General features: G+C 73.0%; 11 protein-coding genes. 8 read left to right on the forward strand and 3 right to left on the reverse strand.

Annotated features, from left to right (window positions below; all coding sequences use genetic code 11):
- Positions 1-208: 208 nt before the first annotated feature.
- The gene (rpmB, locus tag BKI49_RS27060) at positions 209-394 is read right to left on the reverse strand and encodes a 50S ribosomal protein L28 (protein WP_004924906.1); all 186 of its coding nucleotides are present in this window, start codon (positions 392-394) and stop codon (positions 209-211) included.
- Positions 395-653: 259 nt separating this feature from the next.
- Here rpmB and BKI49_RS27065 point away from each other — a divergent pair, with 259 nt between their 5' ends.
- Positions 654-2,435, forward strand: coding sequence for a DAK2 domain-containing protein (locus tag BKI49_RS27065; RefSeq protein ID WP_095936887.1), 1,782 nt, complete (start codon positions 654-656; stop codon positions 2,433-2,435).
- 347 nt (positions 2,436-2,782) lie between these two features.
- On the opposite strand, the gene BKI49_RS27070 is transcribed toward BKI49_RS27065, so the two are convergent.
- The gene (locus tag BKI49_RS27070) at positions 2,783-5,773 is read right to left on the reverse strand and encodes a hypothetical protein (RefSeq protein WP_095936888.1); all 2,991 of its coding nucleotides are present in this window, start codon (positions 5,771-5,773) and stop codon (positions 2,783-2,785) included.
- Positions 5,770-7,608: an HSP90 family protein gene (locus tag BKI49_RS27075; RefSeq protein ID WP_095936889.1), complete on the reverse strand. Its 1,839-nt coding sequence runs from the start codon at positions 7,606-7,608 to the stop codon at positions 5,770-5,772. The genes BKI49_RS27070 and BKI49_RS27075 overlap by 4 nt, the downstream gene beginning before the upstream one ends.
- A gap of 167 nt (positions 7,609-7,775) precedes the next feature.
- Between BKI49_RS27075 and recG the strand changes: the two genes are divergently transcribed.
- The 7 genes from recG to rnc all read left to right on the forward strand — a co-directional run bounded on the left by recG (position 7,776) and on the right by rnc (position 14,185).
- The gene (gene recG / locus BKI49_RS27080) at positions 7,776-9,995 is read left to right on the forward strand and encodes an ATP-dependent DNA helicase RecG (RefSeq protein WP_095936890.1); all 2,220 of its coding nucleotides are present in this window, start codon (positions 7,776-7,778) and stop codon (positions 9,993-9,995) included.
- 39 nt (positions 9,996-10,034) lie between these two features.
- Positions 10,035-10,622 carry a 16S rRNA (guanine(966)-N(2))-methyltransferase RsmD gene (rsmD, locus tag BKI49_RS27085; RefSeq protein WP_095936891.1) on the forward strand — a complete coding sequence of 196 codons (588 nt, stop codon included), beginning with the start codon at positions 10,035-10,037 and terminating at the stop codon, positions 10,620-10,622.
- A gap of 26 nt (positions 10,623-10,648) precedes the next feature.
- On the forward strand, positions 10,649-11,128 hold the full coding sequence (gene coaD / locus BKI49_RS27090) for a pantetheine-phosphate adenylyltransferase (RefSeq protein WP_306453579.1): 480 nt from the start codon (positions 10,649-10,651) through the stop codon (positions 11,126-11,128).
- 99 nt (positions 11,129-11,227) lie between these two features.
- On the forward strand, positions 11,228-12,313 hold the full coding sequence (locus BKI49_RS27095) for a cell division initiation protein (protein ID WP_095936893.1): 1,086 nt from the start codon (positions 11,228-11,230) through the stop codon (positions 12,311-12,313).
- 195 nt (positions 12,314-12,508) lie between these two features.
- Positions 12,509-13,153 (forward strand): YceD family protein, encoded by a 645-nt coding sequence (locus tag BKI49_RS27100; protein ID WP_095936894.1) that lies wholly within the window; start codon positions 12,509-12,511, stop codon positions 13,151-13,153.
- A gap of 2 nt (positions 13,154-13,155) precedes the next feature.
- Complete coding sequence (rpmF, locus tag BKI49_RS27105) at positions 13,156-13,329, forward strand: 50S ribosomal protein L32 (RefSeq protein ID WP_028802425.1); 174 nt, start codon at positions 13,156-13,158, stop codon at positions 13,327-13,329.
- Positions 13,330-13,348: 19 nt separating this feature from the next.
- Positions 13,349-14,185, forward strand: coding sequence for a ribonuclease III (gene rnc, locus BKI49_RS27110; RefSeq protein ID WP_095936895.1), 837 nt, complete (start codon positions 13,349-13,351; stop codon positions 14,183-14,185).
- Positions 14,186-14,539 lie beyond the last annotated feature (354 nt).

Genomic DNA, 14,539 nt, shown 5'->3' on the forward strand with positions numbered 1-14,539 from the left:
TCGTACGTGTCGGTGGTGTCGGCGGTGTTCGCCATGTCACCTGTGTCACTGTCTCGGCCCGTGTCCGCCGCGGAAGCGTGCCCGGTGCCGCGGAAGCGTGCGCGGTGCCGTGTCGGCCGCGGTGCGGGCACAGCAAAAAGCCGGCCCACCCGGAGAGGTGGACCGGCTCAGTGCAAGCGAACCAGCAGTGGCCGCGCGCTAGCGGTTGTCAGCGCGAAACCTTGCCGGCCTTGATGCACGAGGTGCAAGCGTTCACGCGCTTCGGCGTCCCGCCGACCACGGTACGGACGCGCTGGATGTTGGGGTTCCAGCGACGGGGCGTACGGCGGTGCGAGTGCGAGATGTTGTTGCCGAAGCCCGGCCCCTTGCCGCAGACGTCGCAGTTGGCAGCCACGGGTCACTCCAAAGACTTCAGATGCACTTACGGTTGATCCCGGCATGCCGGGATCAGGATCTAGGATCTGAGTGGCGGTGCCAGGGGGAAGGCCCGATCGGATCGGGCAACTGGAGCAGCATACAACGACTGCGTCCGGAGAACGAAACTACCATGACCGGCCCGTACCTGGTCCGCGCCCTCATCAGGGGTCCCTACCGACAGTAACCCGTTCTGGGTCTACGCTGCGTCCCACGTCCAGCAGCTCAAGGAGGCGCAGGTGCCGCAGGTGCCGCAGACACTCGATGCTCTCGCGGTGCGCACCTGGTGCGGGCTCGCGCTCGAAGCGCTGGGACGGGCCCGCGAGGAGATCGACGCGATCAACGTCTACCCGGTGGCCGACGGGGACACGGGGACCAACCTGTATCTGACCGTGGAGTCGGCGGCAGCGGCCGTCGAGGCGGTCTTCGCGGGCCACGAGACGATGGCGGTCGCGGACGCCCGGGACCTCCACGGCACCGGTGCCCCGGCCGACACCGGCACCGATACCGACGCGCGCGGAGGTCCGGGGGCGGTGCGGGCGGCCGACGGTCCCAGCCTCGCCGACGCCGTGCGGGCGATGGCCCACGGCGCGCTCATCGGGGCACGCGGCAACTCCGGGACGATCCTCGCGCAGCTGCTGCGGGGCATGGCACAGGTCCTCGCGGCCGACGGTGACACCACCCACACCGACGGGCCGGGGCTGCGGCTCGCTCTGCGGCACGCCGCGGACTCCGCCCGCCTGGCCGTCGCCCACCCCGTCGAGGGCACCGTTCTCACGGTCGCCGCCGCGGCGGCCGACGCGGCGGACGGAGCCGAGGGCGACTGCGCGGCGGTCGCGCGCGCGGCCCACGAAGGGGCACGCGTCGCACTCGCCGCGACGCCCGGGCAGCTGGCCGTCCTGCGGCGCGCCGGAGTCGTCGACGCGGGCGGGCGTGGGCTGGTGGCCGTTCTCGCGGCCCTGGTGGAGACGTTCACGGGGGAGTCGCCCGGCCTGCTCGCGGTGCCCGCGCCCGCCCGCGCGCGTGAGGGGACGACCACGGTCCAGGCTTCCCCGCCCGCCGACGCGTGCACGGACGACGGACCGGAGGACGGCGGGCCCGCCTTCGAGGTGATCTACCTCCTGGAGGCGGAGGACGCGGCCGTGGAGCGGCTCCGGCGGCGCCTCGACGGTCTCGGGGACTCCCTCGTCGTGGTCGGCGGGGACGGGCTGTGGAACGTCCATGTGCACGTCGACGACGCGGGCGCCGCCGTGGAGGCGGGGGTCGAGGCCGGACGCCCGTACCGGATCCGGATCACGCACTTCGGGCTCGGCGACGTCCACACCGCGGGCGCGGCCGGGCGTCCGCCGCGGGAGCGGGCCCAGCGCGCGGTGGTGGCCGTCGTGCCCGGCGAGGGACTGGCCCGGCTGTACACGGAGGCCGGGGCGACCGCCGTGCTCGCCCGGCCCGGGGAGCCGCCCGCCAGCGGGGAGCTCGTCGAGGCCGTACGGCGGGCCCACGCGCGTGAGGTGGTGCTGCTGCCGAACGACGCCGAGCTGCGGCACACCGCGGCGGCCGCCGCGGAGCAGGCCCGCACGGAGGGCGTGCGGGTCGCGCTCATCCCGACGCGGTCCGCGGTGCAGGGCATCGCCGCGCTCGCCGTGCACGAGCCGGACCGCCGGTTCGACGAGGACGTCGTCGCCATGACCTCGGCGGCCGGTGCCACCCGCCACGCCGAAGTCGTCGTCGCCGAACGGCAGTCCTGGACCATGGCCGGCATCTGCCAGGCCGGGGACGTCCTCGGCCTCATCGACGGCGACGTCGCCGTGATCGGCTCCGACGTCACGGCCACCGCCGAGTCGGTCCTCGACCGCATGCTCGCCGCCGGCGGCGAGATGGTCACACTCGTCCTCGGCGACGAGGCCCCCGAGTCCGTGGTGCCCCATCTGGAGGCCCGGGTCAGGGAGTCGTACCTGGCGGTCGACACGGTCGTGTACCGGGGCGGCCGGCAGGGCGCGTTGCTGCTGATCGGGGTGGAGTAGCGGCCCCGCCCCCGCTCACGTCCACGTCCTCGAGCGCCGGACGACCTCAGCCCGTCCGGCGCTTGAGGACGAGGCCGTCCAGGCCGAGGCGGGGGTCTGGGGGCGCAGCCCCCAGTGCAGGGAAGGGCAGGGGCGGAGGGGGCGAACCACCGGCCCGCGGAAGCTGCGAATCCTCCGGTCCGCGGAGGGCGGCGAACGCTCCGGTCCGCGGAGAGGGCGAACCCTCCGGTCCGCGGAGAGGGCGAACCCGCCGGTCCGCGGAGGGCTGGAGAACCCGCCGGTCCGCGGAGAGGGCGAACCCGCCGGTCCGCGGATGGAGGCGCCCCCGGGACCCCTGCCGCACCGACTCAGTCCCCCGGGAGTCCTTCGACCAGCCCCAGCATTCGTTCCGCCTCGGTCCGCCGGGACCCGGCAGTCTCCCCGTCCAGCCCCGCGCAGGCGGAGAGCACCGCACGCGCGCGTGCGGCAGCCGCGGCGGGGCGGCCGAGGTCGGCCTCCAGCCGGCCGGCGGCGAGTTCGGCCCCGGTCCGGGCTCCGACGCCGGCGTCGCCCAGCGAGGTGAACACGGCGATCGCCCGCGTGACATGGGCGAGGGCCTCCTCCAACGCCGCCCCGGCGGAGGCCTCTTCCTCGTCCCCGGACACGGAACGGGCCACGAGATCACCGAACTGACGGTGGGTGTGCCCGAGTTCGGCGACCAGACGCTCCCGCGTCTCCTCGCCCTCCGGACCCCCGGAGGCGGAGCCGGACGGCGAGGCGGACTCCGCCCGGAGAGCCGACTCGCACGCCCGCACGGCCGTCTCCATCAGCTCCCGCGCGGCGTCGAGGCCGGCCTCCGTGCGCGGCGCGGTCCACGCGCGCGCCCGCAGCGACCTGACCAGCCCGGGGACGTTGCCGAGCGCGCGCCACAGGTCGCCGGCACGGGCGTACGCCTGCTCGGCCCGGTCGGCCAGACCGGCGTGCCCCAGGGCCTCGGCGGCCAGATGCGCGAGCATCGCGTGGTCGTGCTGTTCGGGCCAGTGCCGGGCGATGTCCGCGGCCCGCAGCCAGTGCCCGGCGGCCTCACGGTGTTCGCCGAGTTCGGTGAGACAGTCGCCGAGCCACCACCGCGTCTGGACGATCGCGCCGTCCCCGTGCATCTCGGCGGTCAGGTCGGGCAGCGCCGACTCCAGCACCTCGGCCGCCTCGGCCCACCGCCCCTGGCGGAGCAGCAGTCCGCCGAGCTGGTGGCGGGCCCAGGCGCCGAGCGTGCCGGCCTCACCCGCCTCGTCGGCCCAGTGCGCGGCTTCCAGCGCCTGTTCCGCGGCGGGACCCGACTGCCCGCGGGCGCCCAGGATCTCGGCGAGCTGGAGATGCAGCTGGGCGTGGCCCATGGGTTCCAGGTACGCACCTGCGTGCTCCAGCGCCGCGCGGGCCGCCCGCTCCGCGGCGCCGGCGTCGCCCAGCTGCATCGCGATGCCGGCGAGCCGGGAGTCGTACTCCACGGCGAACCACGGCAGCCCGGCCGAGACGAACCCGTCCACGGCGGCCGAGAGGTGCTCCACGGCGGTCTCGGCGTCGTCGGCGCGCGCCGCGAGCTCGCCGAGCATCGCCCTCGCCTCCGCGGCCCGCGAGGCGAGCGCCACGTCCTCGCCGACGTGCGGCCCGACCAGCGCGAGCAACTCCCGCGCGGCCGCCCCGGCCGTCCGGGTGGCGGCCGCGGCGTCCGGGCCGGCGGCCTCGCCCGCGCTCTCCAGCTCGTCGACCAGGTGCATCCACGTCCGCGCCCGCCCGATCAGCACGGACGCCGTCTGAGGCACTCCCGTACCGCCCCGGGCGTGGAGGGCGAGCACCTCCTCGTACAGCTCCGCCGTCTCCGCCAGCGCCTCCGCGGTGCCGACGGACAGGGCGTGGACGTACGCGGCGCGGGCACGGGCCGCGAGCGCCTCACCGGGGTCGCCCGCCTCCTCGTACAGCTCCGCCGCGCGGCGGAACAGGCCGACGCCCTCGGGACCGCGGTCCATCGCCTCGTGGTCGGCGATCTCCGCGCGGTCGCGGACCGTCAGCTCGTTGCCCTCGGCGGCGCGTGAGACAGCCGCCCACGCCTCCACCGCGTCCGGGCTGCGCAGCCCGGACAGCCGCCGGGCCTCCGCGAGCAGCGCGGGCAGGTCCGGTGCGGCGCCGGCACCCGCCGCCCGCGGCCGGTGCTCCGGCGCCGGCTCGGCGCGACCGGCGGACGCGGGGCGGGCGGAGCGCACGCCCAGCGGCAGCCGGTCCACCAGCGGCGCCCGGTCCATGCGTGCCCGGGCCCGCTCGCTCACGTAGGAGGTGCCGTTGCGGGAGTCGAAGCGCGCGGCCAGCGCGAGGGTCTCCTCGCGCGCGTGGACGGCCAGTTCCGCCGCGGTCCACGCCCGTCCGGCGGGGCCGGGCACCGTCTGCCCGCCGAGGCCGAGGGAGGCCAGGCGGTCCATCAGGAGGGCCACGACCGCCATGAAGTCCAGCTTGCTGCGCGGGTCCCCGGAGTCCGTGAAGTACGCGGGCCGCTCGGCGAGGAGCTCCAGGGCGCGGGCCTCGTTCCCCGACAGCGCGCAGAACTCGACGTGGTCCGCGTACGCCCCGCGCATGCTCTCCATGGCGCGCACCAGCCGGAAGCCCCGGAGGTGATGGGCGCGGGCCTCCTGCAGGCGGCCCAGGCGCAGCAGGGGGAGCAGCGACGACGCGAGGACGGTGTGCGGCTCGTGGGCGCACGTGTACGCGCCCTCCAGGACCGGAGCCCACAGGTCGAGCGCCTCCGTGTCGGCGTCGCGCTCCGCGCGCCACCATCCCTGGCTGTGCAGCTCGCACGCGTGGCAGTCCGCCATGCTGTCCCGGTCGGCGGCCAGCCATGCGGCGTACGCCCGGTCCGCCCGCTCCAGGTCCCCGAGATGCGCGGCGACGCTGAACTCCGCGCCCCGCACGGACCGTTCGGAGTGGCCGGCCAGCCGGTAGCGGCGCTCCATCTCGCCGAGCCACTTCTCGATCGAGGCGAGCGGGATGTGCGGCTGGTCCAGCATTCCGGCCGACATCCACTTGAACACCCAGTGCAGCGAGTGGATCTCGTACTCGTCGAAGTCCTCCGGGCGCTCGTCCCACATGCGCAGCAGGCGCGCGAAGGGGACGAACATCTTGTCCTTCTCGGAGCTGTAGTTGTAGACCTTCAGCTGGTGTCCGAGCGCCTCGACGACCGCGAGCGGGATGTTCAGCTTCTCGGCCTCGACGAGCAGTTGCTCCGCGCGCGCGTTGCGTGCGGGCCCCTCGGGCTGCTCGTGGTTGTCCGCCATCTCCTGGCGCAGGGTGTCGAAGTCCATGGCCCCGCTCATCCGCGGTCGTCCCTCCCCGGGTCGGTATGGGTGGCCCATTCGAGGAGGCCGATGAACGAGCGGTTCAGGAGCGCGGAGTCGGAGGGCCGCAGCGGGCGCTGGGCCATCAGCAGTGCCTGGCCGTACAGCGACTCGGTGGCGGTGCCGATCAGCTCAGGGTCGGCCAGGGAACCGATCCGCCGGACGAGCGGGTTGAGGTGGTTGAGCACCAGCCGCGCGCGGGGCGCGCTGCCGCGCAGCGAGCCGAGAATGCCGGCCCACAGGTCGTCGGCCTGCTCCTCGGCCTCCGCGCGGGCCTGCTCGTGCCGGGCGGCCCGGTCGTCCAGGTGCAGGGCCGGGACCGAGAGCGGGTGGAAGGCGCGCAGGACGACGTCGCAGCCCATCGGGTCGAGCTTCGCCCGCGCCGCCGCCAGGAAGGCCGACAGGGCCAGCTCCTCGCCCGGGTCGACCGCGTCCAGGTGCGCGGTCACCGTGTCGGCGTCCAGCTCCGAGACGACCGTGCCCGGGCGCACCGAGGGCAGCGCCTCGACCAGCTCGCTGTCGTACGTGTAGCCGCCGTTGACGACGCCGACGCCCTGCGCGGACGCGATCGGCGCGACCTGCCGGTACTCCTCGACGGTGCGCGTGAAGTGCACGACGGGGTGCCGCTGCGCGAACTCCTCCAGGGACAGCCGGCCGTCGGTCGTCTCGAAGGGCAGCCACGGCAGCATCGTGCGCAGCATGTCCGCGTCGTGCCGCGCGAGGGACTTCACCCCCAGGTGGTGCACCGACAGGAACGCCGACAGCCGCTCCGGGTCCCCGGCAGCCAGGCCGGTCAGCCAGGACCGGATGCGCTCACCGAGCGCCTCGCGCACCGCGGCGAGGGTCTCGTCCTCGTACAGCGACTCGCGTGAGGCGGTGGGCCGCAGACTGTCCGTGTCCAGCACACAGCGCACGAAGAACGCCCAGTCGGGCAGCAGTTGTTCGGCCCGCTCGGTGAGCAGCATGCCCTTGAGATGCACCCGATGGCTCGCCCGCTGGGCGGGACTGACGGCGGTCGGCAGGACGTACGCGACACCGCGGATGCCGGCCAGCGGCACCTTCAGGTCGATCGCGTCCAGCGGAGTGAACCCGAACAGGTCGTGGCAGTGCCGGGCGAGGGCCACCCGCCGGGTGGCGGGGCTCGGGTACGCGCGGTCCCACGGCGCCGGCAGGTCGGTGACCGCCTCGTCGCCCACGCGCAGGTCGTACGGCAGCAGCGAGCCGAAGTCCCGTGCCAGCGACCGCACCCGCTCCTCGGTGAGCCACTCGCCGGCCCCGGCGCGGGCCACCAGGTGCACGGTGGTGCCCGGTTCGGGGCGTGCCTCGGCGGGCAGCGTCCGCACGGTGTACGAACCGTCGTCGGCCGCCGTCCACTCCACGGGCGCCGCGTCGGGGGTGCGCGCGCTGCGGCTGACGACGCGGATGCGCTCGGCGACCACGAAGCAGGCGAGCAGGCCGATGCCGAACTGGCCCAGGAAGTCCGAGCGTGCCGACTCCAGGCCGTCGTCCCGCTTGGAGCTGCGGCCGATGGTCGCGAGGAGGCTGTGCACGTCGGCCTCGGTGAGCCCCACACCGGAGTCCTCCACCCGCAGCGCGCCGCCCTCGGCATGCAGGCGCACGGTGGCCGGGGCGTCCGGCTGCTCGGCCCGCCGCGCGGTGATCGCGTCCACCGCGTTCTGCAGCAGCTCGCGCAGATAGACCTTGGGACTGGAGTAGAGGTGATGGGAGAGCAGGTCCACCAGACCGCGCAGGTCGACCTGGAACGTATGAGGTGACTGAGGTGCCTGGGATGACTGTGAGGTCTGGGAGTCCATCGTCGCTGCGCCGGTCGGTGGGGGGACGGGCGACGGCGCGGGGTCGGGCGGTCCCGGCGGACGGTGACCGCGAAGAGGGCCGGAACGCGTCATCCTAGGCCCGGAACGACCGGCCTGACCAGCGGATTTCCAGGACGTATACGGCATTGTCAGTGTGGTGGTGTGCAATGGATCTCGTGCCCGTGCTCGAAGAACCACTGAAGAAGGTGCTCGGTCCCGCCACCGCGAAGGTGATGGCCGAGCACCTCGGCCTGCACACCGTCGGCGACCTCCTGCACCACTATCCCCGCAGGTACGAGGAGCGCGGTCAGCTCACCCACCTCGCCGACCTGCCCATGGACGAGCATGTGACGGTGGTCGCCCAGGTCGCCGACGCGCGCCTGCACACCTTCGCCTCGTCCCGGGCGCCGCGCGGCAAGGGCCAGCGTCTCGAAGTCACCATCACGGACGGCAGCGGCCGCCTCCAGCTGGTCTTCTTCGGCAACGGCGTGCACAAGCCCCACAAGGACCTCCTGCCGGGCACGCGTGCGATGTTCTCCGGCAAGGTCTCCGTCTTCAACCACCGCCTCCAGCTGACCCATCCGGCGTACGAGCTGCTGCGCGGCGACGGCGACGAGGCCGCCGAGAGCGTCGACTCCTGGGCCGGCGCCCTCATCCCGATCTACCCGGCCACGGCCAAGCTGGAGTCCTGGAAGATCGCCAAGTCCGTGCAGACGGTGCTGCCCAGCGCCCAGGAGGCGGTCGACCCCCTCCCGGACTCCCTGCGCGACGGCCGCGGGCTGGTCACCCTCCCCGAGGCCCTCCTCAAGATCCACCGCCCGCACACCAAGGCGGACATCCACGACGCCCGCGCCCGGCTCAAATGGGACGAGGCATTCGTCCTCCAGGTCGCCCTGGCCCGCCGCCGCCACGCCGACGCGCAGCTCCCGGCCGTCGCCCGCGTCGCCCGCGCGGACGGCATGCTCACCGCGTTCGACGCCAAGCTGCCCTTCACGCTCACCGAGGGCCAGCAGAAGGTCTCCAAGGAGATCTTCGACGACCTCGCCACCGAACACCCCATGCACCGGCTGCTCCAGGGAGAGGTCGGATCGGGAAAGACGATGGTCGCCCTGCGCGCCATGCTCGCCGTCGTCGACGCCGGGGGGCAGGCGGCCATGCTCGCGCCCACCGAGGTGCTCGCCCAGCAGCACCACCGGTCCGTCACCGAGATGATGGGGGAGCTCGCCGAGGGCGGCATGCTCGGCGGGGCCGAGCACTCCACCAAGGTCGTGCTGCTCACCGGCTCCATGGGCGCGGCGGCCCGCCGCCAGGCACTGCTCGACCTGGTCACCGGGGAGGCCGGCATCGTCATCGGCACGCACGCGCTGATCGAGGACAAGGTGCAGTTCCACGACCTGGGCCTGGTCGTGGTGGACGAGCAGCACCGCTTCGGCGTCGAGCAGCGCGACGCTCTGCGCGGCAAGGGCAAGCAGCCCCCGCACCTCCTGGTGATGACCGCCACCCCGATCCCGCGGACGGTCGCGATGACCGTCTTCGGCGACCTGGAGACCTCCGTCCTCGACCAGCTCCCCGCCGGGCGCTCGCCGATCGCCAGCCATGTCGTCCCGGCCGCCGACAAGCCGCACTTCCTCGCACGCGCCTGGGAGCGCGTGCGCGAGGAAGTGGAGAACGGCCACCAGGCGTACGTGGTCTGCCCCCGCATCGGCGACGACGTCGACGACGCCGACGCGAAGAAGACCAAGAAGAAGTCCCCCGAGGACGAGGCCGAGAAGCGCCCGCCGCTCGCCGTCCTCGACATCGCCGACCACCTCGCCCAGGGCCCCCTGCGGGGACTGAAGGTGGAGATCCTGCACGGGCGGATGCAGCCCGACGACAAGGACGCCGTGATGCGCCGCTTCGCCGCGGGCGAGACGCACGTCCTCGTCGCCACGACTGTCATCGAGGTCGGGGTGAACGTACCGAACGCCACCGCGATGGTGATCATGGACGCCGACCGCTTCGGCGTGTCCCAGCTGCACCAGCTGCGCGGTCGCGTCGGCCGCGGCTCGGCGGCCGGACTCTGCCTGCTGGTCACCGAGATGCCGGAGGCCAGTGCGGCGCGCCAGCGGCTGAACGCGGTGGCGTCCACCCTCGACGGCTTCGAGCTCTCCCGCATCGACCTGGAGCAGCGGCGCGAGGGCGACGTCCTCGGCCAGGCCCAGTCCGGCGTCCGCTCGTCCCTGCGGATGCTCGCCGTCATCGACGACGAGGAGATCATCGCCGAGGCCCGAGAGGAGGCCACCGCGGTCGTCGTCGCCGACCCGGCCCTGGAGCAGCTGCCGGGCCTGCGCACCGCGCTGGACGCACTGCTCGACGAGGAGCGCGAGCAGTACCTGGAAAAGGGCTGACAGACTGGACCCGACACATCCCCGCCGCAAAGGACCGTCATGACCCGCGTGATCGCCGGCCGGGCCGGAGGACGCCGACTGGCCGTCCCGCCGGGCACCGGCACCCGGCCCACCTCCGACCGGGCGCGTGAGGGCCTCTTCTCCACCTGGCAGTCCTTGCTCGGCGGCCCCCTCGACGGAGAGCGCGTCCTCGACCTCTACGCGGGCTCGGGGGCCGTCGGCCTGGAGGCGCTCAGCCGCGGCGCCGGACACACCCTGCTCGTCGAGGCCGACGCCCGGGCAGCCCGGATCATCCGGGAGAACGTGAAGTCGCTGGGCCTGCCCGGAGCCGAGGTCAGGTCGGGCAAAGCGGAACAGATCATCCGTACGGCGCCGCCCGCGTCACCGTACGACCTGGTCTTCCTGGATCCCCCGTATGCCGTCACGGACGACGATCTTCGCGAGATCCTGCTCACACTCCGCTCGGAGGGCTGGCTCGCGGCCGAAGCCCTCGTCACCGTGGAGCGCAGCACCAGAGGCGGCGAATTCGGTTGGCCGGACGGCTTCGAAGCGATCAGGGCCCGTCGTTACGGCGAAGGCACGTTTTGGTACGGTCGCGCCGCCTCTACGTGCGAAGACGCACGATGACCGGACCGGAGAGCGAGGGACCACTGTTGCGCCGCGCCGTCTGTCCGGGGTCATTCGACCCCATCACCAATGGACACCTCGACATCATCGCCCGCGCCTCCAGGCTCTACGACGTCGTGCACGTCGTCGTGATGATCAATCAGGCGAAGAAGGGCCTGTTCAGCGTCGAGGAGCGGATCGAGCTGATCCGCGAGGTCACCGCCGACTACGGCAACGTCCAGGTCGAGGCCTACCACGGCCTGCTGGTCGACTTCTGCAAGCAGCGCGACATCCCCGCCATCGTCAAGGGCCTGCGCGCGGTCAGCGACTTCGACTACGAACTCCAGATGGCCCAGATGAACAACGGCCTCTCCGGCGTCGAGACGCTCTTCATCCCGACCAGCCCCACCTACAGCTTCCTGTCCTCCTCGCTCGTCAAGGAGGTGGCGAACTGGGGCGGCGACATCTCTCACCTGGTGCCGCCGGTGGTCCTGGAGGCGCTCACCGAGCGGCTCGGCAAGGGCTGAGACCCTGACAGTCCGTCACCAGGTGTCGGGAGGGGCGGGAGTGGTCGTACAGTCGACCCGTCCGTCTTCAACACAGCTGTAGAGAGTGGCGAGCACACGGTGGACGTGCAGAAGAAGCTCGACGAGATCGTCGCGACGGTCGGCGGCGCCCGTTCCATGCCCATGTCGGCCTCGTGCGTGGTCAACCGCGCCGAGCTGCTCTCGATGCTCGAAGAGGTGCGCCAGGCGCTGCCCGGCTCCCTCGCCCAGGCCCAGGAGCTGATCGGCGGGCGCGAGCAGATGGTCGAGCAGGCCCGCCAGGAGGCCGAGCGGATCATCGAGTCCGCGCACGCCGAGCGCGGTTCCCTGATCTCCGACACGGAGGTCGCCCGCCGTTCGCAGAACGAGGCGGACCGGATCCTGGCCGAGGCCCGCCAGGAGGCCGAGGAGATCCGCGTGGAGGCCGACGACTACGTCGACTCCAAGCTCGCCAACTTCGAGGTCGTCCTCACCAAGACCCTCGGCTCCGTCGGCCGCGGCCGCGAGAAGCTCCTCGGCACCGGCCCCGGCCTCGACGAGCAGGGGTACGAGGACGAGGACGCCCCCGAGCGCAGCCACGACCCGGAGACCCTGCGCCGCAACGCCGACGAGTACGTCGACGTCAAGCTCGGAGCCTTCGAGGCCGTCCTCGCCAAGACCCTGGAGGCCGTCGGCCGCGGCCGTCAGAAGCTGCACGGCCGGATCGCCTCCGACGACCTCGGCGACCTGAGCGCCTTCGACGAGGACGGGACGCCCGGCCGGCACACCAGCGACGCCGACTACCTGGCCGGACTGGCCGAGCTCGCGGACGCCGCCCCCGAGCAGCCCGCGCAGACCCCGGAGGTCCCCGCCCAGCCGTCCTACGGCCAGCAGGAGGCCTACGCCTACCAGCAGCAGCAGTCGGCCGACCCGTACGGCTACCAGCAGCAGTACGCCCAGCAGGACGCCTACGGCTACCAGCAGGCCGACCCGTACGCCGCCTACCCGCCGCAGCAGGCCTACGGCCAGCAGGCCGCGTACGACGGCGGCGGGCAGGCCTACGCCGAACCGCAGGGCCACGCCACGGACCCGCAGGCACACACCCTCGACGAGACCAGCCTCTTCGACACCGGCATGATCAGTGCCGAGCAGCTGCGGGCGTACGAGCAGGGGCGCGGCGGGCACTGAGGCCGGCGCGGGACGGTCGCCCGGGCGGGGCACGGACGGGCGCGCTCCGGCGCCCGGAACCGGGGACGGGCACCGGATTGGGCCGAGAGCGAATGGTCCAGTATCCTGGCTCTTCGGTCGCGCGTACGTCCGCGATCACCGCTGCCCGGAACACCAGGGGCAGTGGCTCTTGAGCTTCGAGGATCGAAAGCAGGAATGGCTCTGAACACCCGCCACGACCACCGCAACCCTCTCGTGTTCGACACGCACGAGCTGGGGCGGCGTCCTGGTGCGATGCAGCGCCTGACCCGCACGATCGACGCCCCCGCGGATCTCGGGATCCCGGGAGTCATCGGAGTGCCGGAAGGCGCCCCGGTGGAGCTCGAACTCCGCCTTGAGTCGGTCATGGAAGGGGTGCTTGTCACAGGCACCGCCCGTGCGTCGGCCAAGGGGGAGTGCGTAAGGTGTCTGGAGCCGCTGGAGCAGGAGCTCGAAGCGGACTTCCAGGAGATGTTCTCGTACCCTGACGCCGATGACCGGGGCCGCGTCAAAGCGGAGCCGGCCGACGACGCCGAGGAAGACGAGGACAGGCTCTTTGTCGAGGACGGCCTGTTCGACCTCGAACCCGTGCTGCGTGATGCGGTGGTGCTCGCACTGCCGATGCAGCCGGTGTGCCAGGACGACTGCCCCGGCCTGTGCTCCGAGTGCGGAGCCCGGCTCGCGGACGACCCGGACCACCGCCACGACGCCGTCGACATCCGTTGGGCGGCACTGCAGGGACTCGCCGGTTCACTCGAAGATGGCGAGAAGGACGAGATGAGCGGCGCCGATGCGGGCGTCGACGAGAAGCAGGAGAAGTAGCCGTGGCTGTTCCGAAGCGGAAGATGTCGCGCAGCAACACGCGCCACCGCCGGTCGCAGTGGAAGGCTGCGGTCCCCACCCTGGTTGCGTGCGAGCGCTGCCACGAGCCCAAGCAGCAGCACATCGCCTGCCCGGCTTGCGGCACCTACAACAAGCGCCAGGTCCTCGAAGTCTGAGTGGCTGGTGAGAGGTCTGATGTCTGACGCCAAGGCGGAATCAAACGCCAAGAAAAAGGCGGACAACACAGCCTCGTCCCACACGCTTCTGGAAGGGCGGCTCGGCTACAAGGTCGAGTCCGCCCTTCTGGTGCGTGCACTGACCCACCGTTCCTACGCGTACGAGAACGGCGGTCTGCCGACCAACGAGCGCCTGGAGTTCCTCGGGGACTCCGTACTGGGTCTCGTCGTCACGGACACGCTGTACCGCACCCACCCCGACCTGCCCGAGGGCCAGCTGGCCAAGCTGCGGGCCGCGGTGGTCAACTCTCGTGCGCTGGCCGAGGTGGGCCGCGGGCTCGAACTCGGCTCCTTCATCCGGCTCGGCCGGGGCGAGGAAGGCACGGGTGGCCGGGACAAGGCATCCATCCTCGCCGACACCCTCGAAGCGGTGATCGGCGCGGTCTATCTCGATCAGGGCCTGGACGCGGCGGGCGAGCTCGTCCACCGTCTCTTCGACCCGCTGATCGAGAAGTCCTCGAATCTGGGCGCGGGCCTGGACTGGAAGACCAGTCTCCAGGAGCTCACCGCGACGGAAGGGCTCGGCGTGCCCGAGTACCTCGTCTCGGAGACCGGCCCGGACCACGAGAAGACCTTTACTGCTGCCGCCCGCGTCGGAGGCGTCTCGTACGGCACCGGCACCGGCCGCAGCAAGAAGGAGGCGGAGCAGCAGGCCGCGGAGTCCGCGTGGCGTGCCATCCGTGCCGCCGCGGACGAACGCGCAAAGTCGGCCGAGGCCGCCGAACAGGCGGCCCGGGCCGCCGAGGGGACCGCCGACACCCCCTCGGCACCGACGAGCGACGCGGCCACGGCCTGACTCCTTCACAGCCGGACGCAGTACCCGAACCCCGTCGCAGCGCTCGCGCCGCGACGGGGTTCGTGCGTCGGGCCGTCGCGCCGCCCGGCCTGGTGACCGCGTGGGGCCGCCGTCCGCAATGATCATCGCGTCCGGCCGCAGTCCGGCACGGTGACCGCGTCGGGGCGCCGTCGGGCATGATCGCCGCGACTGGCCGCCGTCCGGACCAGGGCCGCGGTCGGCCGCCGTTGCCGCAGTGACCGTGGCCGGCCGCCCCGGAAGGGAGCGCGGCGCGGGCCCCGGCTCCCGCGGTCCTGTCCGCCCGAAAGGCGGGGCCGTCGCGCGCCGTTGAGCACGAGGTACCCTTCGGGCACT

It is taken from the genome of Streptomyces sp. Tue6028 (assembly GCF_002300165.1).
Classification (GTDB): domain Bacteria; phylum Actinomycetota; class Actinomycetes; order Streptomycetales; family Streptomycetaceae; genus Streptomyces; species Streptomyces siamensis.

Coding starts and splice junctions, on each gene's coding strand:
- BKI49_RS27075 (WP_095936889.1), bottom strand. CDS start 7,608: ATGGACTCCCAGACCTCACAGTCATCCCAGGCACCTCAGTCACCTCAT.
- rnc (WP_095936895.1), top strand. CDS start 13,349: ATGTCTGACGCCAAGGCGGAATCAAACGCCAAGAAAAAGGCGGACAAC.
- BKI49_RS27100 (WP_095936894.1), top strand. CDS start 12,509: ATGGCTCTGAACACCCGCCACGACCACCGCAACCCTCTCGTGTTCGAC.
- rsmD (WP_095936891.1), top strand. CDS start 10,035: ATGACCCGCGTGATCGCCGGCCGGGCCGGAGGACGCCGACTGGCCGTC.
- BKI49_RS27070 (WP_095936888.1), bottom strand. CDS start 5,773: ATGAGCGGGGCCATGGACTTCGACACCCTGCGCCAGGAGATGGCGGAC.
- recG (WP_095936890.1), top strand. CDS start 7,776: ATGGATCTCGTGCCCGTGCTCGAAGAACCACTGAAGAAGGTGCTCGGT.